A 23,698-nucleotide genomic window follows, 5' to 3' on the forward strand; every position below is an offset into this window, starting at 1 on the left:
ATATAGTTAGTGCCCTAACTATTCGTGTACACTCCAATCCATGACCGCGACCGCCGCCGACCCACTCGCACTCGACCGCCAGGTCTGCTTCGCGCTGGCCGTCGCGAATCGGGCCGTGCTCTCCGTCTACCGACCACTGCTCGAGCCGATGGGCCTCACCCATCCGCAGTATCTGGTGATGCTCGCGCTCTGGGGCGAGGCGCCGATGTCCGTCAAGGCGATCGGTGCTGCGCTGCAACTGGATTCACCGACGCTGTCGCCACTACTCAAGCGCCTCGAGGCATCCGGGTTGATCACCCGCACCCGCAGCGCCGAGGACGAGCGCGCACTCGTCGTCGACCTGACCGACGCCGGCCGCGCACTGCGTACCGAGGCCGAGAAGATCCCCCCGGCCGTCGTCGCGGCACTCGGCGTCGGGCTCCCGCAGCTCGAAGAACTGCACCGCGTACTCACCGACATCAACCAGGCAGCACTCAAGGCAGGAGCACTCGCATGACCGGAAAGATGGGCGTCACCCGCCCCAACCCGCTGCAGTGGATCGCGTACACGTTCGGTGCGAAGCTGCCCGAGTCGATGAACGACTGGGTGCTCAACGACATCACGGGCGACCATTACTTCGTCCGGCACATGCTGCGCGCGCAGGTCCCGTTCGTCCCGCTGTACGTGCTGTTCATGCTGTTCCCCGGCCCGGTGTGGCTGCGTGCGTCGATGGTGCTGCTCGGCGTCAGCCTCGCCGTCTTCTACTCGATCGTCTACATCCACCAGAACCGGGCGCGTCGCCTGCAGAAGAACGGCCTGCCGATGGACCTGGACAACGACAAGCGACGCGCCGCCCGCGAATCGGAGATCGACGCGTACTCGCGCGCCTGGCGCTAGTTGCCGGAGTCGACTGCGCGGCCCGACGCGATCCAGGCGTCGGTGCCACCCGCGACGTTCACCGCAGTGACGCCGGTCCGACCGAGGTAGTCGACGACCTGCGCGGAACGCCCACCCTTCGCGCAGATCACGTACAGGGTGTCGACGGACGGAATGTCGCCCAGGCGGGCCGTGAACTCGCTGAGCGGAACCAGCACCGCACCGGGGACGCGGGCCTGCGCGTACTCGTCGGCCTCACGCACATCGATCAACGCGGCACCGGCGGCGAGTGCCTGCTCCAGTGCTGCCACATCCACTTGCTGCATGGTCGTCCTCCAGACGGGTCGGCGCCAGCTTACCGACGGCCGTACGCGACGGCCCCGTCGACGGCCTCCTGCAGTCGGTCGTGAACGAGCCGAGCGATGGCGGCGGGCTTGTCCGGCAGGTCGGTGACCGGCTCGGAGAAGTAGACGCTCGCGTTCCTGACGTCGTCGGCGTAGCTGATGCCCATGTGCAGGAGCGCGGGCGTCACACCGAGCTTGATCGCCCGGCTCGTGATGTGCCCGACGCCGCTGCCTACGGACTGCAGCCGAGTCGGGTCGCCCTCGTTGCACGTGCCCTCCGGGAAGATCGCGACGCTGTCACCGCGGCTCATCCGCGTCGCGCACACGTCCATCATCTGCTGACCTGCGGCGTTGACGGCCCGCATGCCGTGGTTCTTGCCACGGAACACCGGTATCGAGCCCATCAGGTCGATCCGGTCCCGCAGTTTCCGCTCCTCGAACAGTTCGTCCTTCGCCAGCACGCGGGTACGCCCGATCACCGTGCGCAGCGGACTACGCCACGCCGCCGCCGCGACCGTGTACGGATCGGACTCGGACAGGTGGTTGACCGACAGCACCAGGCTGGTGTTCGAGCGCACGAGCGCCCGGATCGCGTCACGCGCACCATCCGCGTACCGCACCCGCGGCCGGAACTTCGCGGCCAGCGTCGCGTAGGCGGCCTTCGCGAGCAGCCGGTTCTGACGGTGCCCGAGGTAGTAGTCGTAGACGGCGTCGGAGTTCTCGAGGGTCACGTCGGGCTTGGTCACGCTACCTACGGTACCGTAGGTTAGGGGCGGTTGCCGAGAACGACCGTCCACCAGAACCTTTCGCACACGGTCCAGCGCACCGGAAGGCGAGGCCACCGATCGGGCGGTCCGGGACTAGCATTTGCCCATGACCATTGCGTTCGTTCAGGCCACCTGGCACAGGTCCATCGTCGACCACGCCCGCGACGCCTTCGTCGCCCGCTGGCGTGAACTCGGACACGACCCCGCCGACATCGAGTTCTACGAGACGCCCGGCGCCTTCGAGATCCCCCTCCACGCGCAGCGGCTCGCCCGCACCGGACGCATCGACGCCGTCGTCACCGCCGGACTTGTCGTCGACGGCGGCATCTACCGCCACGACTTCGTCGCCACCGCCGTCATCGACGGCCTCATGCGCGTCCAGCTCGACACCGACGTGCCCGTGTTCTCCGCCGTGCTCACCCCGCACCACTTCCACGACCACGCCGACCACGCCGACTTCTTCACCGCGCACTTCGACAAGAAGGGCGCCGAACTCGCCGACGCCTGCTCGGCCACCCTCGCGTCGCTGGCCACCATCAAGTAGCCCCACCACTTCTTCCTGAATGGCCCATCCATTCGGTCTGACCGAATGGATGGGCCATTCAGGAACAAGCAGGATCCAGACGGAGCGGGCGTCAGGCGTCGAGGCTCGCGAGGAAGTCGAGCCAGATGGCAGTGACCTCGGCGGGCTTCTCCATCTGCACGAAGTGGCCCGCGCCGTCGACGACGTGGGTGCCGACCAGTCCCGGCACCAGGGCCCGCATCGCGGCGAAGGGGTCGCGCCCCATCATCTCCAGCACGGGGTCCTTCGCGCCCGCGACGAAGACGGTCGGCACGTCGATCGGCTTGTCGTGCAGCGCCGCGTTCTGCTCCCACACGGCGTCCTCGGCGCGATACCAGTTGAGTCCGCCGGTGAAGCCGGTTCGCGTGAATTCGCTGACGTAGTAGTCGAATTCGTCCTCGCTGAGCCAGTTCCATGGCAGCGCGGGCGGCTCGGGCAGGACGTCGAGGTAGCCGTTGCCCTCGGACGGGAAGTCCCAGCAGTCGAGGTACCGGTTGGCGCCGGACAGGGCGTGCAGGATCTTCGCGAGGAACTCGCGCGGATGCCCGTTCAGTTCGGCGTCGGCGACGCCGACCTCCTGAAAGTAGTGGACGTGCGCGAAATGCCGCGCGGCCAGGTACGCGAAGCCGACACTGGGCTGCACCGGCAGCCGCGGCGTGCGCGGGACGCTGAGCTGCATCAGCGCCCGTACCCGTCCGGGTGCCCACGCGGGCAGGTCCCACACGAGGTGCGCGCCGAAGTCGTGGCCGGCGAACACGGCCTGGTCGAGGTCGAGGGCGTCGAGCAGGCCGACCATGTCACCGACGGTGTGGACGCGGTCGTATGCACTCGACTCGGCGGGCGCGCTGCTGCGTCCGTACCCGCGCATGTCGGGGGCGATCACGCGATAGCCGGCCCGCGACAGCGCGTCGATCTGGTGTCGCCACGTGAACCAGAGTCCGGGGAAGCCGTGGCACAGCACGACCGGTTGCCCGATGCCCTGTTCGGCGATGTGCAGGTCGATTCCGTTCACCGCGATGATGCGATGCGTCAACTGGGACACGGCGTCAGCTCAGGTGCGCCGTGAGCCACCCGGTGATGTCGGCTATCACCTCGTCCTGCTCGGGTTCGTTGAGAATCTCGTGGTAGAGACCCGGATACTCCTTGTAGGTGAGGTCCGACGTACCGGCGGTGGACGCGATCATCCGGCTGCCGTCGACCTTGGCGAGGCCGTCCTGCTCACCGTGCAGCAGGAGCAGCGGCAGCTTCAGCGACGGCAGGCGCGCGGGGAGCGACTCGGCGTTGACAATCATGCCGCGGGCGATTCCGGCCGGGACCTTGCCGTGATGGACGAGCGGGTCGGCGTTGTATGCGGCGACGACCTTCGGGTCGCGGGAGACGAGGTTGGAATCGAGGTTCTCGACCGGCAGGCCGGGCAGGTACTTGCCGAGCAACTTTCCGAGCGTGACGACGATCGCGGGCGTGCCGGACGTGACGTCGACGGCAGGCCCGGACAGGATCAGGCCGGCGAGGTCGTCCTGGTGGTCGAGGGCGTAGTCGAGCGCCATCGCGCCGCCCATGCTGTGCCCGAGCAGATAGACGGGCAGCCCGGGGTGCGCCGCGCGAGCGATGTCGAAGACTCGGTGCAGGTCGTCGGTGAAGTCCCGCCACTCCTTGAGTTCGACCCGCTTGCCGCCGGAGCGGCCGTGGCCGCGGTGGTCGGGCGCGTACACGACGATCCCGATGTCGAGCAGTCGCGCGACGACATGGTCGTAGCGCCTCGCGTGCTCTCCGAGCCCGTGCGCGAGGACGAGCAGGGCGACGGGGTCGCCGTCGGGCGTCCAGACGTCGTAGTCGATCCGGGTGCCGTGATTACCGGTGAAGGAGTCCTGTGTGTGCGCCACGCCCCCACGATAGGCCTGGCCTAGACTCGAGAACACCTCTTCGTTCTCTTCGCCCCGAGCAATCGAGGGAGACGCGATGACCGACCGGAACGACTCCGACGGTTCGTGGCCGTCACTGCGTGTGGACGACTGGACGCCGACCCGCGACACCCTGCACATGTGGACGCAGATCGTGGGGAAGGTCCGCATGACGCTGTCCCCGCTGATCAATCACTGGTGGCAGGTGACGTTCTACGTCTCGGCGCGCGGGTTGGCGACGGGCGCGATCCCCGCCGGCACACGCATGCTCGACATCGAGTTCGACTTCGTCGATCACGCACTCGTGCTGCGCACGAGCGACGGGGGAATCGCGACCGTCGCACTCGAGCCGAAACCGGTGGCGCGGTTCTACGGCGAGGTGCTGGAGGCACTCACCGTCCTGGGTGTCGACGCGCCGATCAACGCGACGCCGAACGAGGTCGATCCGGCAATCCCCTTCGCCGACGACCGGGTCCACTCGTCGTACGACCCCGACGCCGCGACACTGTTCTGGCGCCAGCTCGTGCAGGCTGACCGGGTGATGCGCGCATTCCGCGCGCATTTCATCGGCAAGGTGTCCCCGGTCCACTTCTTCTGGGGTTCATTCGATCTCGCGTGCACCCGATTCTCGGGTCGGAGCGCTCCCCCTCATCCCGGGGGCGCGCCGAACTGCGCCGACTGGGTGATGGTCGAGGGGTATTCGCGTGAACTGAGCAGTTGCGGCTTCTGGCCGGGCGGCGGCGAGGAGGGCGCGTTCTACGCGTACGCGTATCCCGAACCGGACGGATTCGCCGACGCTGCGGTCGGGCCGGACGGCGCCTTCTACAACTCCGACTTCCGGCAGTTCCTCTTCCCGTACGAAAAGGCCCGCACGGCAACGGATCCCGATGCCGCGGTCGCAGAGTTCCTGCAGAGCACCTACGCCGCGGCAGCGGACCTCGCGCAGTGGGATCGCCGCAACCTCGAGTGCGATCCACGCCGCTGGGAGGTCGAGCCCGGCCGTCAGTCGATGTCGTAGACCACCGAGACGGTGACGGTGAGGTCCTGGGTTCCCGGTTGGACTGGCGTCGAGGCCATCTGGTCGCTCATGATCCGTCCCTGCATCGGCGCCGGCGCCTCCGCCGAGACCTCCGTGATCGACCGGACGGCGCCGAGCGAGACCCCCGCGGCGTCGGCGATCTGGCCGGCCTGCGTCTGAGCCTGCTGGACGGCCTTCGCGCGCGCCTTGGCCCGCAGGTCGCTGTCGTCGTCGACGGAGAACGACAGCGACTGCACGCGCACTGCGTCACCCGCCGCGGCGGCTGCGGCGTCGATCAGCTCACCGGCCCCCGTGATGTCGTGGACGGTCGCGGTGACCTGGTTGGTCACCTGGTAACCAGTGATGTCCGACGACGAGTTACCGAACGTCGGCTGCACCGACAGTCCGCTGGTGGCGATGTCGCCCTCCGCGACGCCCTTCGCCTTGAGACTGTCGATCAACGCGGTGGCGCGTTCGGCGTTCGCGGCGAGAGCGGCGTCCGCGGTCGCGGCCTGCGTCTGCACCCCGAGCACGACGGTCGCGGTGTCGGGCGCCGCGGTGACCGTCCCGACCGCCTGGGTGCTGATACCCGGCGGCACGGACCCGGAGTCCCCGGAGGTCGAACCGCTGGAACATCCGGCGACGAGCACGAGGCCGACCGCCGCCGTCGTCGCCACCGTCAGTGGCCGCAGAATTTTCATGCCTCACTATGACGCATCGACCGGCCCGAATACTGCCAACCGAGCGCCGCGGCGAGGACGATCGTCGTCGCGGCGAACGCGACCATCAGCGTGTTCGCGGTCAGCAGCGGCCCCGAGGACGGTTCGCCTGCGAGGGTCACCGCCACCGGGGACGCGAGACTCGACGACACCGCCGCGACACCGCCCTGGAGCGGGATCGCTCCGATGCCCTCGCCGAGTTGGGCGCTCAACGTGGCCGACACCGTCTTGAGCTGGGTGACGCCCGCGAGGACCTGATCGGTCGCGCCCGCCACCAGGTCCGGTGCCTGCGCGGCGATCGGTCCGATCCCGGACTGCAACTGGGCTCCCGCGCTCGACAGCTGCGCGGACATGCCCTCGACCTGACGGAAGCCGCTGTCCAGAGCCGCACCGAGATCGGTGCCGTCCCCCACGTCGGTGCCGAGCAGTGCGGTGATCTCGGACAGTTGCGCGGTCAGCGCCGTCAGGTCGGCTGCCGTGCGGTCGAGCGTGTCCGCCGCGGCGGCGTCGACTCCCGTTGACCGGAGGACGCCTGCGGCTGCGGTGAGCCCGGTCTCGAGTTCCGCGGCGCCGGCGTTCACGTCCCCGATGGTCATCCCGAGTTCGGACAGTCGCGCGGACGCCTCGGCCGCGGGTCCCCGTGCGCCGTCCACCATTCCCGAGACCTGCCCCGCGACGTCGGCGAGCTGGTTCGCACCGTCGTTGGCGGTCTGCAACAGCGGAAGGATGTCGTCGACACCGCCGAGCATTTCCTGCGCCTGCTTCTCGGCCGCCGCGGTCGCGCTGGTCAGGATCTGCGCGGGCAGCGTCGCCTGCTGCAGTTGGGAGCGGGCCGACGCGACGCCCGACAGGAGGTCACGGATACCGGCCGCCGAGGTCGTCGCGGAGACCGACGCCGTCAGCTCCGACACCTGCGCATCGTCGGCCTCGGGCCCCCGTTCGATCGCCACCTGGGCCTGCTGCGGGTTCGCGCCGCCCAGCGCCGAGATCCGGTCGGTGAAGTCGGATGGAATGGACACCACGGCAACGTGTTCCGCGGTGACGTCGGGGGCCGCGTCGACAACCTCCCACTCGAAGTCGTCCGAAGCCGTGAGCGCGGACGCGACCTTCGCGCCCACCGGACCGGTGTCCTCGTTCACCACCGCGACGATGTGTGGGGGCTCCGGCGACCGCAGGGCGAGCAGGACACCCGACACTGCGACAACGGCAACGGCGACAACGACTGTCGCGGCCCACAGTCGGCGGACATACGGCGCGGAGGAGAGAGGCATGACGCCCGAAGGTACCGCCGATTCGTGTGGTCGACGGGTGGTGATCGGTGAGAGATCTCTGAGGATGCGGAAATCTCAGCTGCCGCTGGGACAGTTCCCCATGAGCAAGGCGGTGGACTCCTGGTCGTGGGACGCCTCACGCCGAACACGGATCCGGCGCCGTATCCCCCACACCACCGCGGCGGTGGCGAGTACCCCCAGAATCACCCAGACACCTCCGCCGAGAACGGATTCGACTGTGGCGTACGAGTTTCCCACCGCATAGCCGACCAGGACACTCACCGAACCGAAGAGGGTCGCGGCGACGACGTTGAAGCCGAGGAACCTGCGGTACGGCATGCCGCTCATGCCTGCGAGCGCGGGCATCGCCGTGCGAACGAAAGCCACGAATCGGCCCAGGAACACCGCGGGGCCACCGCGTCTCCGCAGGAGATCCGCGGCGTGGTCCAAGCGCTGACCGGAGATCAGCGGAAGCCGATGCACTTGCGGACCGAATCGCCTGCCGATACCGAACCCGACGGTGTCGCCGAGCACGGCCGCGACCACGACGGCGGCGATCATCACCCACAGGTGCGCGTGCGACTGGCTGGCGATCACGCCGCCCGCGATCGCCGCGGTCTCGCCAGGGACGACGAACCCGATCAGCAACGCGTCCTCGAAGAACACGAAACCGCTCACGACCAGGTAGGCGATGAAGGGTTCGACGCCGTGCAGCTTCTCGAGCAGGGTGGTCACGTCGCCACCCCCATGGCGAGCAGTCCGGCACCGAGGGTGTCGAATCCGTAGCGCAGCTGGTCCTCGAAACGGGCGTGACCGTCCTCGGGTCGCCACGCGCGGTACGCGGTGTGCGCGACCGCGAACGTGGAGTTCACGACGAGCGCGGTCAGGATCGGGTCGTCGGGAAGCCTGCCCGCGACCCAGTCACGAAGGAATCGGCGGAACGGTTCGCTCGCGGCGAGCGCGGGTTCGAGCGGCGCCTGGCACTGCTCGATCATCGTCTTGCGGGTGAGGAGCTTCGCCTCGTCGCCGCACACCGCGCCGACGATGATCTCGCGCACCGACACCCAGACCGGTTCGTCGTCGGGCCGGGCGGCGGCGAGGGCCCGCCAGCGGTCCGGGTCTTCGGGGTCGGGGTCGAGGAGCAGCGCTTCCTTGGACGGGAAGTAGTTGAAGAGGGTGCTCTTCGAGACTCGGGCGGCGGCCGCGATCTCCTCGACGCTGACGTCGTCGAATCCGCGTGCGGTCACCAGGTCGATCGCGGCGGCGCGGAGCGATCGCCACGTGTCGAGCTTCTTGGCCGCACGCAGGCCGGGAGTCTGGGTCACCCTCCGAGCGTACGCCGATTCCTGAACTCGGTCCAAATTTATTCTCGGTCCGATTAGTCCAGTCGCGCGCCGCCGTGGACCCGGGCCAGCACCGCTGTCGCCACCTCCCCGGGCACCTCCTCCGGAAGCCAATGACCGACTCCGTCGAGTTCGACGAATTCGTACTCACCGGTGACGAATTCACCGCAGCGATCGACTCCCGAACGCATGACGGCGATGTCGTCGCTGCCCCACAAGAACGTGGTGGGCACCGCGACGGGCGGCACCGCGGCCCAGTCGTCGCCCTTCGCCCGGTACCAGTTGAGGGCGGCGGTCATCGCCCCCGGCTCGCCGAGCAGCCGGATGTGCCGGTCGGCCAGGCCGGCGGGAACAGCATCGCCGAATCCGATCCGCAGACCAGCCGCGTCGTCTGCCAGCAGAAGGTCCTCGGCGGGACCGGTCTGCTGGAAGAACTCCATGTAGCCCGACTTCTCTCGCTGCTCGGGGTCCTGCCGAATCGCCCACGCGAAGGCCGCAGGATGGGGCACGGACAGCGCGGTCAGCGCAGCGACGCGGTCGGGATGGCGAGCTGCGACGGTCCAGGCCACGATCGCTCCCCAGTCGTGCCCGACGAGATGCACCCGATCCAACTCCAGCGCATCACACAGGCCGAGGACGTCGCCGACCAGCGCGTCGAGTCGGTAGTCGTCGACGTCGCCGGGCCGGGCTCCCGGCGAGTAGCCCCGCTGATCGGGGGCGAGCGTCGCGACACCGGCGTCCGCCAACTGCGGGACAACGAGGTCCCAGGAGGCCGAACTCTGCGGGAACCCGTGCAGCAACAGAGCCACCGGCGCCCCCTCCGCCTCACCTGCGACGGAGACGTCGAAGACGAGATCACCAACCCGTACTGCGCGCCCTTTCAACGGGGTCGTCATGCCCCGTGATGCTAGCCACCACCTCTGTTGACAACTAGACACTTGCATGAATACTTGTCCAGCAAGTGATCCAGGTCTCATCGAGGGGAGTGGGCATTGAGCGCGTACGCGACGGGAACTCAGCGGGTGTCGGTGATCGTGGGCGGCGCCTCCGGCCTCGGGTGGGCGACCGCGCAACTACTCCACTTTCAGGGTGATGTCGTCGTGATCGCCGACGTCGAGACCGAGGCGGCGGCGCTGCGAGCCGCCGAGCTGGGCGGCTCGGCCGTGGCACGGCACGTCCAGGTCAGCGACGAGAAGAGCGTTCGCGCGCTGTTCGAGGGTGTTCGCGACGAGCACGGCTCGGTGGACGCCGTCGTGAACTGCGCGGGGATCTCCCGCCCGGGAGCGCTCGTAGACCTCTCCGTCGACGACTGGCAGGACACCGTCGACGTCTGCCTGACCGGGTCGTTCCTGGTTCTGCGCGAGGCCGCGAAGGTGATGGGCGAGGGGGGCGCGATCGCGTTGATCGCATCACTGAACGGTCGCCAGCCGGGCGTCGCGATGGGCGCCTACTGCGCGGCCAAGGCCGGGGTCCTCATGCTCACCGAGGTCGCCGCGCTCGAACTCGGCCCGCGTCGGATTCGGGTGAACGCGGTGTCACCGGGCTTCGTCCCGACCCCGCTGACCGCGGGAGCGTCACTGGTCCCGGGCCTGGTCGAGGACTTCGTGGAGAACATCCCCCTCGGCCGAGCGGGCGATCCCGACGACGTCGCGAACGCGATCTCGTTCCTGCTGTCCGATCAGGCGAGCTGGATGACGGGCGCCTCGCTCGACCTCAACGGCGGCGCACACACGCAGCGGTACCCCAATGTGCTTCGACACCTCGCCGCGATGACGGGCTGACACGGCCGGGAATACCTCCCGCCTCCACGCGTTGACCCCGGATGAAAGTAGTTTATCTCTCAACTACACGCCTGACATCGACCCGAGGAGCACACCATGCCCGCCGTGACCGTCGACAACATCCTCGCCCTGCCGCGCCTGAGCGAGACCACTCCCGACGCGACGCCGCGGCCCGTCCTGGCGGTCACCACCGCCCCGACCGGCTACGAGGGCGAGGGTTTCCCCGTCCGGCGCGCCTTCGCGGGAGTCGAGATGCGTCATCTCGACCCGTTCATCCACATGGACCAGATGGGCGAGGTGAACTACGCCCCCGGTGAGCCGAAGGGCACACCGTGGCATCCGCATCGCGGCTTCGAGACCGTCACCTACATGATCGACGGGACGATGGAACACCAGGACTCCAACGGTGGCGGAGGCGTCATCAGCGGCGGCGACACTCAATGGATGACAGCGGGTGGCGGCATCCTGCACATCGAAGCCCCGCCGGAGAAGCTCGTCATGAGCGGCGGCCTCTTCCACGGAGTCCAGTTGTGGGTGAACCTGCCGAAGGACAACAAGATGGCGGCCCCGCGCTACCAGGACATCACCGGATCCAAGGTGGCCCTGCTGTCGTCCCCCGACGGCGGTGGCCTGATCCGCGTCATCGCGGGCGAACTCGACGGCCACCAGGGCCCCGGCTCCACCTACACCCCGATCACACTGCTGCACGCGACCATCGCGCCCGGAGCGAGCGTCACGCTGCCCTGGAATCCCGAGTTCAACGCTCTCGCCTACGTCCTCGCGGGCGACGGGACCGTCGGTACCGAGCGGCGGCCTGTGCACATGGGCCAGACCACCGTTTTCGGGCGTGGCGACACCATCACCATCGGGGCGGCCGACACGCAGGACTCGCGCACCGAGTCGCTCGAGGTGTTCATCCTGGGCGGCAGGCCGATCCGTGAACCCGTCGCGATGGCCGGACCGTTCGTCATGAACACCAAGGCCGAGGTCATCCAGGCGTTCGAGGACTTCCAGGCCGGACGCCTCGGGTCGATCCCAGCCGCACACGAAACCCTGAGCTGACGCGGTGGCCGAACTGGTGATCCAGCGCGCGGGCGAACGCCGACACCTGCGGTACGGCTGGCTCGACTCTCGGCACAGCATGCCCGTCGCGGGGAACTTCGACCCCGCCGAGCACGCACACGGACTGCTGGTGGTGAACAACGAGGACATCGTCGACGCAGGCGAGGGCTTCGACAGCCACCAGCACCGGGACGCCGAGATCGTCACCTGGGTGCTCAGCGGTTCGCTGGTCCACCAGGATTCGGAAGGGCACTCCGGGGTGGTGTATCCCGGTCTCGCGCAACGGATGAGCGCGGGCCGGGGCATCTTCCACTCGGAACGCAACGACTGGGTGCGCACCGACGGGACCCGCGTCTCCGAACCCGTCCACGTCGTGCAGATGTGGGTTCCGCCGGACGAGTTCGGCATCGAGCCCAGCTATCAGGAGCTGCCGATCGGTGACGAACTCGACGCGGGCGGACTCATCGTCGTCGCCTCCGGGCTACCGCGACACCGTGGGGACGCGGCGATCGGACTCCGCAACCGCAACGCCGGGCTACACGCCGCACGGCTGCAACCCGGCCGGTCGGTGACCATCCCCGACGCCCCCTACGGGCACCTGTTCGTCGCACGCGGCGCGGTCGACGTCGAAGGCGCGGGCCGGCTCGACCACGGAGACTCGTTGCGGCTCACCGACTCCGGCGGCCAGCGCGTCACCGCGATCGAGGCGGCAGAGGTGCTGATCTGGGAGATGCACGCCGGAGTGCGGTGATCGTCACCGCAGCAGACACCGGGCCGCATCACCACCGATGACACAGCTGTGTGAACACCTGGTTACCGCAACGTTCAGGCATCGGAGCGATCACGAGAGAAGGCAACGGCGAATCGCCTGGTTATGTTGGAGGGCGAGGTTCTCGAAGGAGGTACATATGACGGCAGCGACGACGCCTCGCGTCGACATCCGGCGTGCCCAGGATCGGCTCTCCACGCAGATCGCCTGGCTCGACTCGAAGCACTCCTTCTCCTTCGGCCAGCACTACGATCCCGACAACACCCATCACGGCATGCTGCTCGTCCACAACGACGACATCGTTTCACCAGGTCAGGGGTTCGACACCCACCCGCATCGCGACATGGAGATCGTGACGTGGGTGCTGCGCGGATCGCTCGTGCACCAGGATTCGATGGGTCATGCGGGCGTGATCTATCCGGGGCTCGCGCAGCGGATGAGCGCGGGCACAGGCATCCTGCACTCCGAGAAGAACGACTCGTGGCGGCTCGCCGGCTCCGCGAGCCCCGAACACTCCGAACCGGTCCGGTTCATCCAGATGTGGGTGCTACCCGACGAGGCGGGTGTCGCCCCCGGCTACGAGCAACTCGAAGTCGAGGACGAGTTGATGCGCGGCGGTCTCGTGCCGGTGGCGTCGGGGATGCGCAAGCACCGCGGCGGATCGGCGATCAGCATCAACAATTCGGGTGCCGCCCTGTACGTCGCGCGGATGCAGGCAGGCGACACCGTCACCCTGCCGGAGGCGCCCTACCTGCACCTTTTCGTCGCCGAAGGGGAGGCGGAGCTCGAGGGCGCCGGTCGCCTGTCCGAAGGCGACGCGGTGCGGTTCACCGCGACGGGCGGACAGCGGCTCACCGCGACCGACCGCGACACCGAAGTCCTGATCTGGGAGATGCACGGGCGACTCGGCGGCTGACGCGGCGCATCACCGTCCCGTCGATCGGGAATCCGGGACGGTGATCGGCGCACCCCTGCTAACCATGACTGCATGACCACCACCCCGGCTCGACCCCGCGGCGTCGATCCCCTGAACACCATGATGGGTGTGCGCGTCCTCGCGATGTCGCCCGCAGGAACGGACCTCACGGCCGCCGCGGGCGTCCGATTCCACGACCATCGCGGCCGCACGACGCTCGCCTCGGTGGGAGTCCTCGCCGACTCGGCGGTGGCCGGGGCGTTCTTCGCGTCGGTCCCGGCGGGGAACCGCACGGTCGTCTCGCAGTTGACGGCGGTCGCGACGGCGCCACTGCCCGACGCCGGTGTCCTGACGGCGACGGCGGCCACCGATCACCTCGATCTCGAATCGGGGACCGGCCTGTCCGTCGGCACGATCACCGCCGACGGCGCCACCCGAGTCCACCTCCTCGCCCGCAGCGTCGTCGTCAGCCGCGCCGCCCGCGACGACATCCATCTCGCGCCGGGACCGACCACCGACTTCCCCGCCCCGGACCCGGTCACACCGATCGACGGCGCGGCCGGCCGTGCCGTCGTCGAGGGCATCGCGGGCGGCAGCGTGTCCGGTGGTCCGCTGGCAGGGCTTGTCGGACTCACCGTCACCGACATCAGCAGGGACACCGTGACGGCGACGCTGCGTCCCGAGCCGTGGATGAGCAATCAGGTCGGCTCCGTGCAGGGCGGCATCCTGTTCGCCGCCGCGGCCCTGACGAACGGACTCCTCGCCCAGACCCTCACCGCGCCTGGCCAGGACTACGCCCTGCAGGACCAGACCGTCGACTACGTGCGGTCCCCCGCCGTCGACGGCCCGCCCATCACCGCGCTGGCCCGCGTCGTGCGAGCGGGGCGCCGGATCGTCCTGATCGAGTCGGCCCTGAGCGGCCCGGGAGGCGTCCTCCTCGCGCGGACGACTGCGACCGCTCAGCTGACCGGGCAACGGCAGGTTGAAAGGGCAATGATAGAAAAGTGGTCATGACCTCTACCGATACCCCGCGAGTCGACCGGCTGATGGCGATGATGGGCGCTCGCCAGGGTGCCGTCGAACCCGGCCGAATCGAGTTCACGCAGGAGGTCGGCTCTCGATTCCACGACCATCGCGGCCGCACCGTCCTCGGTTCCATCGGCGTCCTCGTCGACAGCGTCCCGGGCGGCGCCGCCGGGCGGGCCGTGCCGCGGGGCACCCAGACGGTGCTGTCGCAGATCACCGCGACGCTTGCCGCTCCCCTCCCCGACACCGGCGACGTGCTCGCGCGCGGGCACGTCGTGCACCTCGACCTCGACACCGGAATCGGGCTCTCCGCGGGCGAGCTGACCGGCCCCGACGGACAGGCCCTCGCGGTACTGACCTCACGATCCGTCGCGGTCACGCGCGACGCGACCCACGCCGACACCGTGTTCGGAGGCGAGGCGCTGCCCGTCCCGGAGGCCGAGCCGGGCACGGATCCTGCTGAGTTCGCCGAGCTGACCGGGCTGGACATCGTGTCCGCGATCGCGGCGGGCAAGGTGGCCCGAGGGCCGCTGGCCGGACTGTTCGGCGTCGAGGTGACCGAGGTCGAACGCGGCCGGGTCGTCGCGGAATTCGTCCCACAGTCGTGGATGGCGAACTACCTGGGAACAGTGCAGGGCGGCAACCTGATCTCCGTGTCGGACGTGACTGCCGGTCTGGCGTCGCAGACCCTCACCGCCGCCGGGCAGGACTACCGGGTACTCGATCTGCGTATCGACTTCGTGCGGTCCCCAGCCCTCGACGGCGGCCCGGTCCGCGTGCGCTCCGAGGTCGTGCGCGCAGGCAGGCGGCTCGCGCTGATCGACACCGAACTGGTCGACACCTCGGGCATTCTGCTCGCCCGCGCACAGACCAGCGTCCAGCTTTTCTGACGCATCCGGGTCTACTCTGCGATGAGCGGGCGTCGCCCGGCGCCGGCCTTCCGGAGGAGCGCGCGATGACGAGTCAGCCACCGAATCCCGACGGAACACCCGAGGGGCAGCCGCCGCAGTACGGCCCGCCCGGATCCGGCCCCGGCCAACCCGGCCAACCCGGCCAACCCGGCCAACCCGGCCAACAGTATCCCGGCGCCCAGCAGTATCCGGGGGCACAGCAGTACGGCCAGCAGTACCCGGGCGGCTATCCGCCCCCCGGCTACCCGCAGGGTGGCTATGCACAGGGTGGTTATCCGCCGCAGCCGCCGAGTTCACCGAGGAACGGGGCCGGTATCGCGGCGCTGATCCTCGGCATTCTGGCTCTACTCACCGTGTGGACGATCATCGGCGGAGTCGTCTTCGGCATCCTCGCGATCATCCTCGGCGTCGTCGGCCGATCGCACTTCAAGAAGCAGCGGGCCACCAACGGTGGGATGTCGGTGGCGGGGATCGTCCTCGGCGTCCTCGCAGTGATCGGGGCGATCGGGTTGGCGGTGCTCGGCGTCGGCCTGTTCACCATGATCGGCGGCCGCGACTTCGTCGACTGTGTACGCGATGCAGGCAACGACAGCGCCGCCGTCCAACGTTGCGAGGACGAATTCCGCCAGAGCGTCGAGGACCAGCTCTCGATCACCCTCACCCCCGTTCCGGTCCCGCGCTGACGCTCACAGCAACCTCTCGGGTAGGTCCGAGCGAGGTCACAGCGTCGGTCGACAGGATCAACCTGTCAACGGACAGCGATCGGAGTGAAACGTGAACAAGGATGTCGAGCGCAGTCGCGCACGAGTCAGCCGCCGCAGGGCGCTGGCCCTCGGTGGCACGGTCGGTCTCAGTGGACTGATCGCCGCGTGCTCGGGCAACGGGTCCGACACCGCGACATCGTCGACGACGGCGGGTGCGTCGACGACCGGGGCAGTGACTTCGGGCGACGATGCTCTGGCCCTCCTGGCCCGCGCACCCCAGTGCGTCGCGACCAAGGAGGAGACGCAGGGACCGTACTGGTTCGACGTCGACTCTATCCGCAACGACATCCGCGAGGACCGTCCCGGAGCGAATTTCGAACTTGTTCTGCGAGTCCAGGATTCGGCGACCTGCACACCGGAGGGCGGCGGCGGGATCGCGAACGCGGTCGTCGAGATCTGGCACTGCGACGCGGGCGGCGTGTACTCCGGATTCGAGTCCGGGTCCATGGGCGCGAACGGCGGTCCTCCGTCGGGCGGCGCCCCGGGTGGCATGCCCCCGAACGGTGAGATGCCGATGGGTGAGCCGCCGACGGGGGACATGCCGATGGGTGCACCGCCGCAGGGCGGCCCCGGCGGGGACGGCGGACCGGGCGCCGGGGGATCCGACACCCCGGGGTCGGGTGAGATGTCGAACGGCTCGTACAGCGTCGGCGACACCGAGTCGACGCCGACCGACGACGGCACGTACCTGCGCGGCGCGCAGACCACGGACTCGAACGGCGTCGCGACGTTCACGACGATCTTCCCCGGCTGGTACACGGGCCGGACGACGCACATCCACCTCAAGGTGCACGTCAACAAGGAAACGGTGCTGACCACGCAACTGTTCTTCGAGGAGGACCTGGTCGGCGAGGTCTACGCGACCAGCCCGTACGACGAGCACGCCGGGTGGGAGAGCAACGTGACCAATGCGACGGACAACATCTTCGACGAGTCCGGCATGGTGACCGTCGTGAAGACCGACGACGGCTACCGCGGCGCCATCAACATCGGGGTATAGACACTTCTCCCCCGCAAGCGGGAGGTGCCCCCAGCTCGCGCGCGGCGTGGAGGTCCTGGACCCGCAAACCGCGCACGAGCCGCGAAGCGGCCATGATGGAGGGCATGACGCGTTCCGGAATCGACCTCACCCACCTCGACACGGGCGTCCGCGCCCAGGACGACCTGTTCGCCCACGTCAACGGCCAGTGGCTCGACAACTACGTGATTCCCGCCGACCGGGCCGTGGACGGCGCCTTCCGCACCCTGTACGACCAGGCCGAGGTCGACGTGCGGGCGATCATCACCGAGGCCGCCGACACCGGAGGTGCGGACGGCACGGCCGGCCAACAGATCGGCGACCTGTACACGTCGTTCATGGACGCCGACGCGGTCGAGAACGCGGGCCTGGACCCGATCGCCGACGAACTCGCCGCGGTCGACGCCGTCACGACAACCACCGAACTGGCCGCGCTGCTCGGCCGCCTGCAGCGCACCGGTGTCGGCGGAGTGATCGGTAACTACGTCGACACCGATGCCAAGGACTCCACCCGCTACCTGGTGCACCTGACGCAGTCCGGTATCAGCCTCCCCGACGAGTCCTACTACCGCGAGGACGCGCACGCCCCGATCCGGGACGCCTTCGTCGCGCACGTCGAGGCGATGCTCACCCTGGCGGGACGTCCCGATCCGGCCGGCGCCGCGGAGCGCATCCTCGATCTGGAGACGGCGATCGCCGCCGGCCACTGGGACGTCGTGAAGCGACGCGACGCCGAGCTGAGCTACAACCTCGTCACCCTCGCCGACCTCGCCGCCGAGAACCCCGGATTCGACTGGAACACCTGGATTTCCGAGCTCGGAGGCACACCCGAGGCGTTCGCGGAGCTGGTGGTCCGGCAGCCGAGTTTCCTCACCAACCTGACCGCACTGTGGACCGGACGCCCCCTCGCCGAATGGCAGGAGTGGACGGCATGGAAGGTGATCCACTCGCGCGCACCGTATCTGACGGAGGCACTGGTCGCCGAGAACTTCGCGTTCTACGGCAAGGCACTGTCGGGGACGGAGGAGAACCGGGAGCGCTGGAAGCGCGGCGTCACCCTGGTCCAGGATCTGCTCGGCGAGGCCGTCGGACAGCTGTACGTCGAGCGGCATTTCCCGCCGGCCGCGAAGGCCCGCATGCAGGAACTGGTGGCGAACCTGCAGGAGGCGTACCGCCGCAACATCTCCGATCTCGAGTGGATGGGCCCCGACACCCGCAAGGCCGCGCTGGCGAAGCTGGAGAAGTTCACCCCGAAGATCGGCTACCCGGACAAGTGGCGGGACTACGCCGGGCTGTCGATCTCGGGCACCGACCTCGTCGGCAACTACCGTCGCGGATACGCCCACGACCATGACCGCGACCTCGCCAAGCTCGGCGGACCCGTCGACCGTGACGAGTGGTTCATGACGCCGCAGACCGTCAACGCCTACTACAACCCCGGCATGAACGAAATCGTCTTTCCCGCAGCGATTCTGCAGCCGCCGTTCTTCGACGCCGACGCCGACGACGCCGCCAACTACGGCGGCATCGGCGCGGTGATCGGCCACGAGATCGGACACGGCTTCGACGACCAGGGCGCCAAGTACGACGGCGACGGCAACATGGTCGACTGGTGGACGGACGAGGACCGCACCGAGTTCGGCAAGCGCACCACCGCACTGATCGCGCAGTACAACCAGTTCGAGCCGAAGGCCCTCCCCGGTCACACCGTCAACGGCGAGTTCACGATCGGCGAGAACATCGGCGATCTGGGCGGACTGTCGATCGCGTTGGAGGCCTACAAGATTGCACTCGAAGGGCAGGACGCTCCGGAACTCGACGGGCTGACGGGCCTGCAGCGCGTGTTCTACGGGTGGGCGCAGGTGTGGCGCACGAAGGCCCGCAACGAGGAGGCACTGCGACGCCTCGCCGTCGACCCGCACTCTCCGCCGGAGTTCCGCTGCAACGGCGTCGTCCGCAACCTCGACAGCTTCCACGAGGCATTCGACGTCGAACCCGGCGACGCCCTGTACCTGGAGCCGGAGAAGCGCGTCAAGATCTGGTGACCGGTGTGGTGCACCGCCGGACGCTCAGGCGTCCGGCGGTGCACCCTTGCGGCTGGCCAACACCCGCTCGTAGTCCTCACGGTTCTGCTTCTCGTATCCGAGGGCGTACTCGACGATCGCTTCCTCGAACGCCGTCCCGGACCCCAGGTAGCCGGCGATGGCGACGGGATCCCCGGTGCGGGCGTGGGCCTTGACCAAGGCGATCGCGCACATGCGCGCGTACAGGCGCATCCCGTTGGGGCGCATGGTGGCGACGTCGAAGCCACCCTTCTTGTCCCGCAACTGCCGGACGTAGAAGTTGCGGCCGAGCGGACCGGAGCCGGTGAACCAGCCGAGGAACGGATCGGACGCGCTCTGGATCATCCGCTGCCCTTCGACCACCCGCTGGCCCTGATCCGGATAGTGCTGACCCTCCACGTAGGGGGCGAGCACGGACCTCTGCGCCTCCTTGATCTGAAGGAACAGCGGATCGTTCGCGGTGTCGCCGACGAACAGCGCCATGAGGCACATCGTTCCGACGGATCCGACCCCGACGACCTTGCGCGCGATGTCCTGGAACCTGTACCGCTGCAACAGTTGCCGACGATCAGGGGCAAGCGTCTCCCGGTAGTCGGCGAAGGCGTCCATCAGCATCCGGGTGGCCTCGACATGCCGTTCGTAGGGCAGACGCACGATCAGTGGCGGCTCCTCCTTTATCCGCCACCCGACCTCGGTCTGCTGCGCGAACCGCTTCAGCGCGCCGAGCTGGGTGCGCCGCTCGGCCTTGGCGAGCGCGGCTTCCGCCACGCCGATCTGGGACTTCTTGAAGTCGCCGCGCACCGTTTCGAGTGCGGCCTCGACCTCGATACGCGCGTACCAGATGTCGAGTGCGGTCATTCCCGCTGCCCGTCGCATCAGCTCGCAGTACGACTGAACCGCGGACTGCGCCGCGGATCGGGCGTCGGCGACGCTGTGGCCGTTGTCCAGTGCGGCGACGACGAGGGACGCGGCGAGGCGTTTGACGTCCCACTCGAACGGCCCGCGATGCACCTCGTCGAAGTCGTTGAGGTCGAACACGAGTCGACGGTCGGGGGCGGCGAAAAGCCCGAAGTTGGCGAGGTGCGCGTCCCCGCATGCCTCGACGAGCAGGTCGGTGCGCGGGCCGTGCGCGAGGTCCCAGGCCATGATCCCCGCTGATCCCCGGAAGAAGGTGAACGGCGATACGAGCATGCGTTCGTAGCGCAGCGGGACGAGGTCGCGCACCCGCAGTGCGTTCTGCTGCTCGAGCACGACAACAGGATCGGGGCGCCCACTGGCAGGCTCCCACTGGGCGTGGGATGTTCGAGGGACGCTCGTCCGCAGGGTTTTACCCGCCCTGCGGCGTTCGTCGACGGGAATCGGATTCGCGTACGCCGGGCCCACCATCGCCCGAGGATACCGCTGACGCGCCGTCGTCACCCGGTGAGCGACGGCGCGTCGCCGCATCAGCCGGCCAGTGCCACGTCCGTCGAGATCCTCAGGGCGGTCACCAGTTCCCGGTACAGGTCGTCGGACTGCATCAGCTCGGCGTGGGTGCCCCGTGCCCGAATCCGACCCTTCTCCATGACGAGGATGGTGTCGGCGTCGATGACCGTCGACAGCCGGTGCGCGATGGTGACGACGGCGCCGGTCTCCGCGAGTTCGGTGATGACCTCTTGGATCGCGGCCTCGGTACGGCCGTCGATCTGCGCGGTCGCCTCGTCGAGCAGCAACACCTCGGGACGCCGCACGATCGCCCGCGCGACGGCGATGCGCTGACGCTGTCCGCCGGAGACGTTCGTCGACGTGAGGTCGGTGTCGAGTCCGTTCTCCATCGCACGGACCGTGTCATCGAGGTGCACGGCACGGAGCGCGTCCCAGATCTCGTCCTCGGTCGCCTCCGGGTAGGTGAACTGCACGTTGGACCGGACGGTGCCGGGGATGACGGGCGTCTCCTGCTCGACATAGGCGAGCCTCGACCGCACCTGATCGAACGGCAGCTGGCTGTACGGCGAGCCGTCGAGGAGGATCTCGCCGTCCTCGGCGTGCAGGAAGCGCAGCAGCAGGGAGAACAGGGTCGTCTTTCCCGCCCCGGACGGACCCACGATGGCGGTGTGACCTCGGGAGGGGATGGCCAGGTCGACGTCGCGCAGGGCCGGTTCGGATCCCGGCGCGTAGCGGGCCGTGACGTTGACGAGTTCGAGGACGGGCGCCACTGGTGCGACTGTCCGGCTCGGCAGCCCGACGACGACGTTGTCGCGGGAGTCGGAGCCGTCGGTGTCGTCACCGTCGATCTCCTCGACTTCCATTTCCTCCACCTCGCGAATTCGCGACGCCGCCGCGAATCCGGACTGGATTGTCGAGAGATCCGCCGCGAGCTGCGTGACCGGCGGCGCGAGTTGGAAGGCGTACAGCAGGAACGCGACCAGGCCCGACACCTCCAGTGCACCGGCGCCGACCCGCCACGCGCCGAACGCGAGGCTGCCCGCGATGGCAAGCTGCATGCCGCCGCTGACCACGGCCCACACCACGGCGGCTCGGCGTGCGGCGCTGACACTGTGGCGTCGGGACTCACGGGCGTCGACCATGATCCGCTCGTGTTCACGGGACTCGGCGCGGGACGCCTTGACCGTGCGGATCGCGTGGAGCGCTCCTTCGAGCCTGCCTCCCAACTTCCCGACCGATTCCTGGGACAGTCGCTGCGACCTGCCCATTGCAGGCATCAGGACCGCGGCTGCTGCTCCGACCAGGACCAGACCGCCGAAGGCCACGAGGAACAGCATGGGATCCAGCACGGTCATCATGACGAGGGTCCCGATGATCGACACCCCGGACAGGACGACCTGGGCGAGGGCCGTCGACGTGGCGTCGCGCAGCAGCACGGTGTCGGAGGTGACGCGGGTGACCAGTTCGCCCGACGGCCGTTTGGCGATGCTTGCGATGGTGGCACGGAAGTAGCGCCGAACCATCGATTCCCTCGCCTCGAACACGACCTGGGCGGCGAGCACTCCCATCAGGTTGTAGTAGACGAACCCGAGCATGCCTGCGAAGACCAACAGCCCGCCGAGCACTGCGGCCGGGACCGCGATGCTCTCGCCGCGCGCGAGTGCATCGAGGATCACCTTGATCATCATCGGCATGGCGATGCCTGCGGCAGCAAACAGGAGTCCGAGCACCATTCCGGTATAGAGCGACCAGCGGTTCGGTCGGACGAACGACCACAGCAGCCGTACATTCGGCCAGGACTGCTTCGCAGGGGAGTCAGACATACCCATAGTGGTACATGCATGTCCCATTTATGTCAACGGATGTTCCGTTTGGAAACTTCACACTGCTAATCTGACTTCATGACGACCGCGGAAGCACCCGAATCGGGCACCAAAGCCCGAACCCGACGGGCCATCCTCGACGCCGCCGTCGAGATACTCAGTCAGAACCATGCCGCCCCCCTGAGTGAGATCGCCACCGCCGCCGATGTCGGACGCAGCACCCTGCACCGCTACTACCCGGAGCGAAGCGACCTCGTCGCCGCACTCGGCGACCACGCCCTGGACAAGCTCGATGCCGCGCTGGTGCGAGCGCGCCCCGCCGAGGGCCCGGCCGACGCGGCACTGCGGAGAATGAGCCACGAGTGTTTCGAGATCGGCCCAACACTTGCCCTCGTGTACGGCGATCCTCAGGTCCTGTCCAACACGGCGTTCTGGATGCGCCTCGACAGCACTGACGCGCCGCTGATCGATCTGCTGGAACGAGGATTCGCCGAGAACACCTTCACCAGCAATCTCCAGGTCCGATGGATCAGGCGAATGCTGTGGTGGAGTCTGCTCACCGGCTGGGAAGCGTTCAACCACGAGCAGTACTCCCGAACCGAAGCGCTCGAGGCGATCGACGAGACCGTCGCCCGGCTCACCGGTACCCGGACGTAGGGACTGGACGCTACGGGGGTCTGCCGAGCAGGGTCGGCATCGTCTTGATCACCTCGCCGTTGTGGGTCGACGTCGACGACGGGCGTCAGACGACGCCTGCCCGCCGGGCGGCACTGCGGACCTGGAAGGCGCCGACGATGAACAGCACACCGAATGCGATGGCGAAGATCCCGACCAGCCACATCAGCCCGGTGATTCCCGAACCGGGCCAGATCACCAGGATCAGGCCGAAGATCAGCGCGAGGGCGCCTGCGACCATGGACCCGATCCACTGCCCACCGTTCGCCATCACCTGGAACGAGCCGATGACCTCGAGGATGCCGACGAGGATCGCCCAGAAGCCCATCAGGTAGGCGAAGGCGAGAGCGGTCAGGTCCGGCCACACGAACAGCACGACGCCGGCGATCACGGATACCAGCGCACCCGCCAACCACCACACCCAGCTCATCACGACCTTGCGGGCCTGGATCGCGCGGACGGCGGACACGATGCCGTCGATGATCCAGAAGATGCCGACGACGACGATGAGCGCCTTGACGGTGACGTCCGGCCACACCAGCGCCACGATTCCGAAGATCACCGCGATGATGCCGCGGATCAGGAGCAGCCACCACACGTCCTTGGCGATCCGCAGAATCGCCTCGTTCGTTCCGACGATCGGACTTTCAGTCATCGCAGCCTCCGCGCCAGGGGGTGCGCGTCC

General features: G+C 68.5%; 26 protein-coding genes. 14 read left to right on the forward strand and 12 right to left on the reverse strand.

Annotation, left to right across the window (positions count from 1 at the left end; all coding sequences use genetic code 11):
- The first annotated feature begins 40 nt into the window (after positions 1 to 40).
- Positions 41 to 496, forward strand: coding sequence for a MarR family winged helix-turn-helix transcriptional regulator (locus FFS72_RS00100; RefSeq protein WP_137872031.1), 456 nt, complete (start codon positions 41 to 43; stop codon positions 494 to 496).
- The gene (locus tag FFS72_RS00105; RefSeq protein WP_137872032.1) at positions 493 to 876 is read left to right on the forward strand and encodes a DUF5313 family protein; all 384 of its coding nucleotides are present in this window, start codon (positions 493 to 495) and stop codon (positions 874 to 876) included. Before FFS72_RS00100 ends, FFS72_RS00105 begins: the two co-directional genes overlap by 4 nt.
- Here FFS72_RS00105 and FFS72_RS00110 read toward each other — a convergent pair.
- The gene (locus FFS72_RS00110) at positions 873 to 1,181 is read right to left on the reverse strand and encodes a rhodanese-like domain-containing protein (protein ID WP_137872033.1); all 309 of its coding nucleotides are present in this window, start codon (positions 1,179 to 1,181) and stop codon (positions 873 to 875) included. The two genes, FFS72_RS00105 and FFS72_RS00110, sit on opposite strands and share 4 nt — an antisense overlap.
- 29 nt (positions 1,182 to 1,210) lie before the next feature.
- Positions 1,211 to 1,945 (reverse strand): lysophospholipid acyltransferase family protein, encoded by a 735-nt coding sequence (locus FFS72_RS00115; protein WP_137872034.1) that lies wholly within the window; start codon positions 1,943 to 1,945, stop codon positions 1,211 to 1,213.
- A 127-nt stretch (positions 1,946 to 2,072) separates the two neighbouring features.
- Here FFS72_RS00115 and FFS72_RS00120 point away from each other — a divergent pair, with 127 nt between their 5' ends.
- Positions 2,073 to 2,510: a 6,7-dimethyl-8-ribityllumazine synthase gene (locus FFS72_RS00120; protein ID WP_050064008.1), complete on the forward strand. Its 438-nt coding sequence runs from the start codon at positions 2,073 to 2,075 to the stop codon at positions 2,508 to 2,510.
- Positions 2,511 to 2,601: 91 nt separating this feature from the next.
- On the opposite strand, the gene FFS72_RS00125 is transcribed toward FFS72_RS00120, so the two are convergent.
- Together FFS72_RS00125 and FFS72_RS00130 are read right to left on the reverse strand one after the other, a co-directional pair.
- Positions 2,602 to 3,570 carry an alpha/beta fold hydrolase gene (locus FFS72_RS00125; RefSeq protein WP_137872035.1) on the reverse strand — a complete coding sequence of 323 codons (969 nt, stop codon included), beginning with the start codon at positions 3,568 to 3,570 and terminating at the stop codon, positions 2,602 to 2,604.
- Between the two features lie 4 nt (positions 3,571 to 3,574).
- A complete protein-coding gene (locus FFS72_RS00130) occupies positions 3,575 to 4,411 on the reverse strand; it encodes an alpha/beta hydrolase (protein ID WP_137872036.1) in 837 nt (278 codons plus the stop codon).
- 76 nt (positions 4,412 to 4,487) lie between these two features.
- Between FFS72_RS00130 and FFS72_RS00135 the strand changes: the two genes are divergently transcribed.
- Positions 4,488 to 5,447: a DUF5996 family protein gene (locus tag FFS72_RS00135; RefSeq protein ID WP_137872037.1), complete on the forward strand. Its 960-nt coding sequence runs from the start codon at positions 4,488 to 4,490 to the stop codon at positions 5,445 to 5,447.
- Here the strand turns inward: FFS72_RS00135 and FFS72_RS00140 are convergent.
- The 5 genes from FFS72_RS00140 to FFS72_RS00160 form a co-directional block, all read right to left on the reverse strand.
- Positions 5,432 to 6,148, reverse strand: coding sequence for an SIMPL domain-containing protein (locus FFS72_RS00140; protein WP_137872038.1), 717 nt, complete (start codon positions 6,146 to 6,148; stop codon positions 5,432 to 5,434). The genes FFS72_RS00135 and FFS72_RS00140 overlap by 16 nt on opposite strands.
- Positions 6,145 to 7,437 carry a YhgE/Pip domain-containing protein gene (locus FFS72_RS00145; RefSeq protein WP_137872039.1) on the reverse strand — a complete coding sequence of 431 codons (1,293 nt, stop codon included), beginning with the start codon at positions 7,435 to 7,437 and terminating at the stop codon, positions 6,145 to 6,147. The genes FFS72_RS00140 and FFS72_RS00145 overlap by 4 nt, the downstream gene beginning before the upstream one ends.
- 75 nt (positions 7,438 to 7,512) lie before the next feature.
- Entirely contained in the window at positions 7,513 to 8,172 is a 660-nt protein-coding gene (locus FFS72_RS00150; protein WP_212744298.1) for a DedA family protein, read from the reverse strand.
- Positions 8,169 to 8,762, reverse strand: a complete 594-nt coding sequence (locus FFS72_RS00155) for a TetR family transcriptional regulator (protein WP_212744299.1) — start codon at positions 8,760 to 8,762, stop codon at positions 8,169 to 8,171. The genes FFS72_RS00150 and FFS72_RS00155 overlap by 4 nt, the downstream gene beginning before the upstream one ends.
- A gap of 53 nt (positions 8,763 to 8,815) precedes the next feature.
- Positions 8,816 to 9,676, reverse strand: coding sequence for an alpha/beta fold hydrolase (locus FFS72_RS00160; protein WP_137872040.1), 861 nt, complete (start codon positions 9,674 to 9,676; stop codon positions 8,816 to 8,818).
- 96 nt (positions 9,677 to 9,772) lie between these two features.
- On the opposite strand from FFS72_RS00160, the gene FFS72_RS00165 reads away from it, so the two are divergent.
- The 9 genes from FFS72_RS00165 (at position 9,773) to FFS72_RS00210 (ending at position 19,072) form a co-directional block, all read left to right on the forward strand.
- Entirely contained in the window at positions 9,773 to 10,561 is a 789-nt protein-coding gene (locus FFS72_RS00165) for an SDR family NAD(P)-dependent oxidoreductase (RefSeq protein ID WP_249353055.1), read from the forward strand.
- A 96-nt stretch (positions 10,562 to 10,657) separates the two neighbouring features.
- On the forward strand, positions 10,658 to 11,623 hold the full coding sequence (locus FFS72_RS00170) for a pirin family protein (protein WP_137872041.1): 966 nt from the start codon (positions 10,658 to 10,660) through the stop codon (positions 11,621 to 11,623).
- A 4-nt stretch (positions 11,624 to 11,627) separates the two neighbouring features.
- The gene (locus FFS72_RS00175) at positions 11,628 to 12,374 is read left to right on the forward strand and encodes a pirin family protein (protein ID WP_137872042.1); all 747 of its coding nucleotides are present in this window, start codon (positions 11,628 to 11,630) and stop codon (positions 12,372 to 12,374) included.
- A gap of 157 nt (positions 12,375 to 12,531) precedes the next feature.
- Positions 12,532 to 13,308, forward strand: coding sequence for a pirin family protein (locus FFS72_RS00180; protein WP_137872043.1), 777 nt, complete (start codon positions 12,532 to 12,534; stop codon positions 13,306 to 13,308).
- Positions 13,309 to 13,380: 72 nt separating this feature from the next.
- Positions 13,381 to 14,322: a PaaI family thioesterase gene (locus FFS72_RS00185; RefSeq protein WP_137872044.1), complete on the forward strand. Its 942-nt coding sequence runs from the start codon at positions 13,381 to 13,383 to the stop codon at positions 14,320 to 14,322.
- The gene (locus tag FFS72_RS00190; protein WP_249353056.1) at positions 14,319 to 15,224 is read left to right on the forward strand and encodes a PaaI family thioesterase; all 906 of its coding nucleotides are present in this window, start codon (positions 14,319 to 14,321) and stop codon (positions 15,222 to 15,224) included. The genes FFS72_RS00185 and FFS72_RS00190 overlap by 4 nt, the downstream gene beginning before the upstream one ends.
- A 65-nt stretch (positions 15,225 to 15,289) precedes the next feature.
- Positions 15,290 to 15,928 carry a DUF4190 domain-containing protein gene (locus FFS72_RS00200; protein ID WP_212744300.1) on the forward strand — a complete coding sequence of 213 codons (639 nt, stop codon included), beginning with the start codon at positions 15,290 to 15,292 and terminating at the stop codon, positions 15,926 to 15,928.
- 91 nt (positions 15,929 to 16,019) lie between these two features.
- On the forward strand, positions 16,020 to 17,009 hold the full coding sequence (locus FFS72_RS00205) for a peptidase associated/transthyretin-like domain-containing protein (protein WP_137872045.1): 990 nt from the start codon (positions 16,020 to 16,022) through the stop codon (positions 17,007 to 17,009).
- A 95-nt stretch (positions 17,010 to 17,104) separates the two neighbouring features.
- The gene (locus FFS72_RS00210; RefSeq protein ID WP_137872418.1) at positions 17,105 to 19,072 is read left to right on the forward strand and encodes a M13 family metallopeptidase; all 1,968 of its coding nucleotides are present in this window, start codon (positions 17,105 to 17,107) and stop codon (positions 19,070 to 19,072) included.
- Positions 19,073 to 19,096: 24 nt separating this feature from the next.
- Here FFS72_RS00210 and FFS72_RS00215 read toward each other — a convergent pair whose 3' ends face one another.
- The gene (locus FFS72_RS00215) at positions 19,097 to 20,341 is read right to left on the reverse strand and encodes a DUF2252 domain-containing protein (RefSeq protein ID WP_212744301.1); all 1,245 of its coding nucleotides are present in this window, start codon (positions 20,339 to 20,341) and stop codon (positions 19,097 to 19,099) included.
- A gap of 194 nt (positions 20,342 to 20,535) precedes the next feature.
- The gene (locus FFS72_RS00220) at positions 20,536 to 22,338 is read right to left on the reverse strand and encodes an ABC transporter ATP-binding protein (RefSeq protein WP_249353057.1); all 1,803 of its coding nucleotides are present in this window, start codon (positions 22,336 to 22,338) and stop codon (positions 20,536 to 20,538) included.
- A 78-nt stretch (positions 22,339 to 22,416) separates the two neighbouring features.
- Between FFS72_RS00220 and FFS72_RS00225 the strand changes: the two genes are divergently transcribed.
- Positions 22,417 to 22,995 carry a TetR/AcrR family transcriptional regulator gene (locus FFS72_RS00225; protein WP_137872048.1) on the forward strand — a complete coding sequence of 193 codons (579 nt, stop codon included), beginning with the start codon at positions 22,417 to 22,419 and terminating at the stop codon, positions 22,993 to 22,995.
- 85 nt (positions 22,996 to 23,080) lie between these two features.
- Here FFS72_RS00225 and FFS72_RS00230 read toward each other — a convergent pair whose 3' ends face one another.
- Positions 23,081 to 23,668 (reverse strand): HdeD family acid-resistance protein, encoded by a 588-nt coding sequence (locus FFS72_RS00230; RefSeq protein WP_137872049.1) that lies wholly within the window; start codon positions 23,666 to 23,668, stop codon positions 23,081 to 23,083.
- Positions 23,669 to 23,698 lie beyond the last annotated feature (30 nt).

Source organism: Rhodococcus sp. Q, assembly GCF_005503035.1.
Classification (GTDB): Bacteria; Actinomycetota; Actinomycetes; order Mycobacteriales; family Mycobacteriaceae; genus Rhodococcus_G.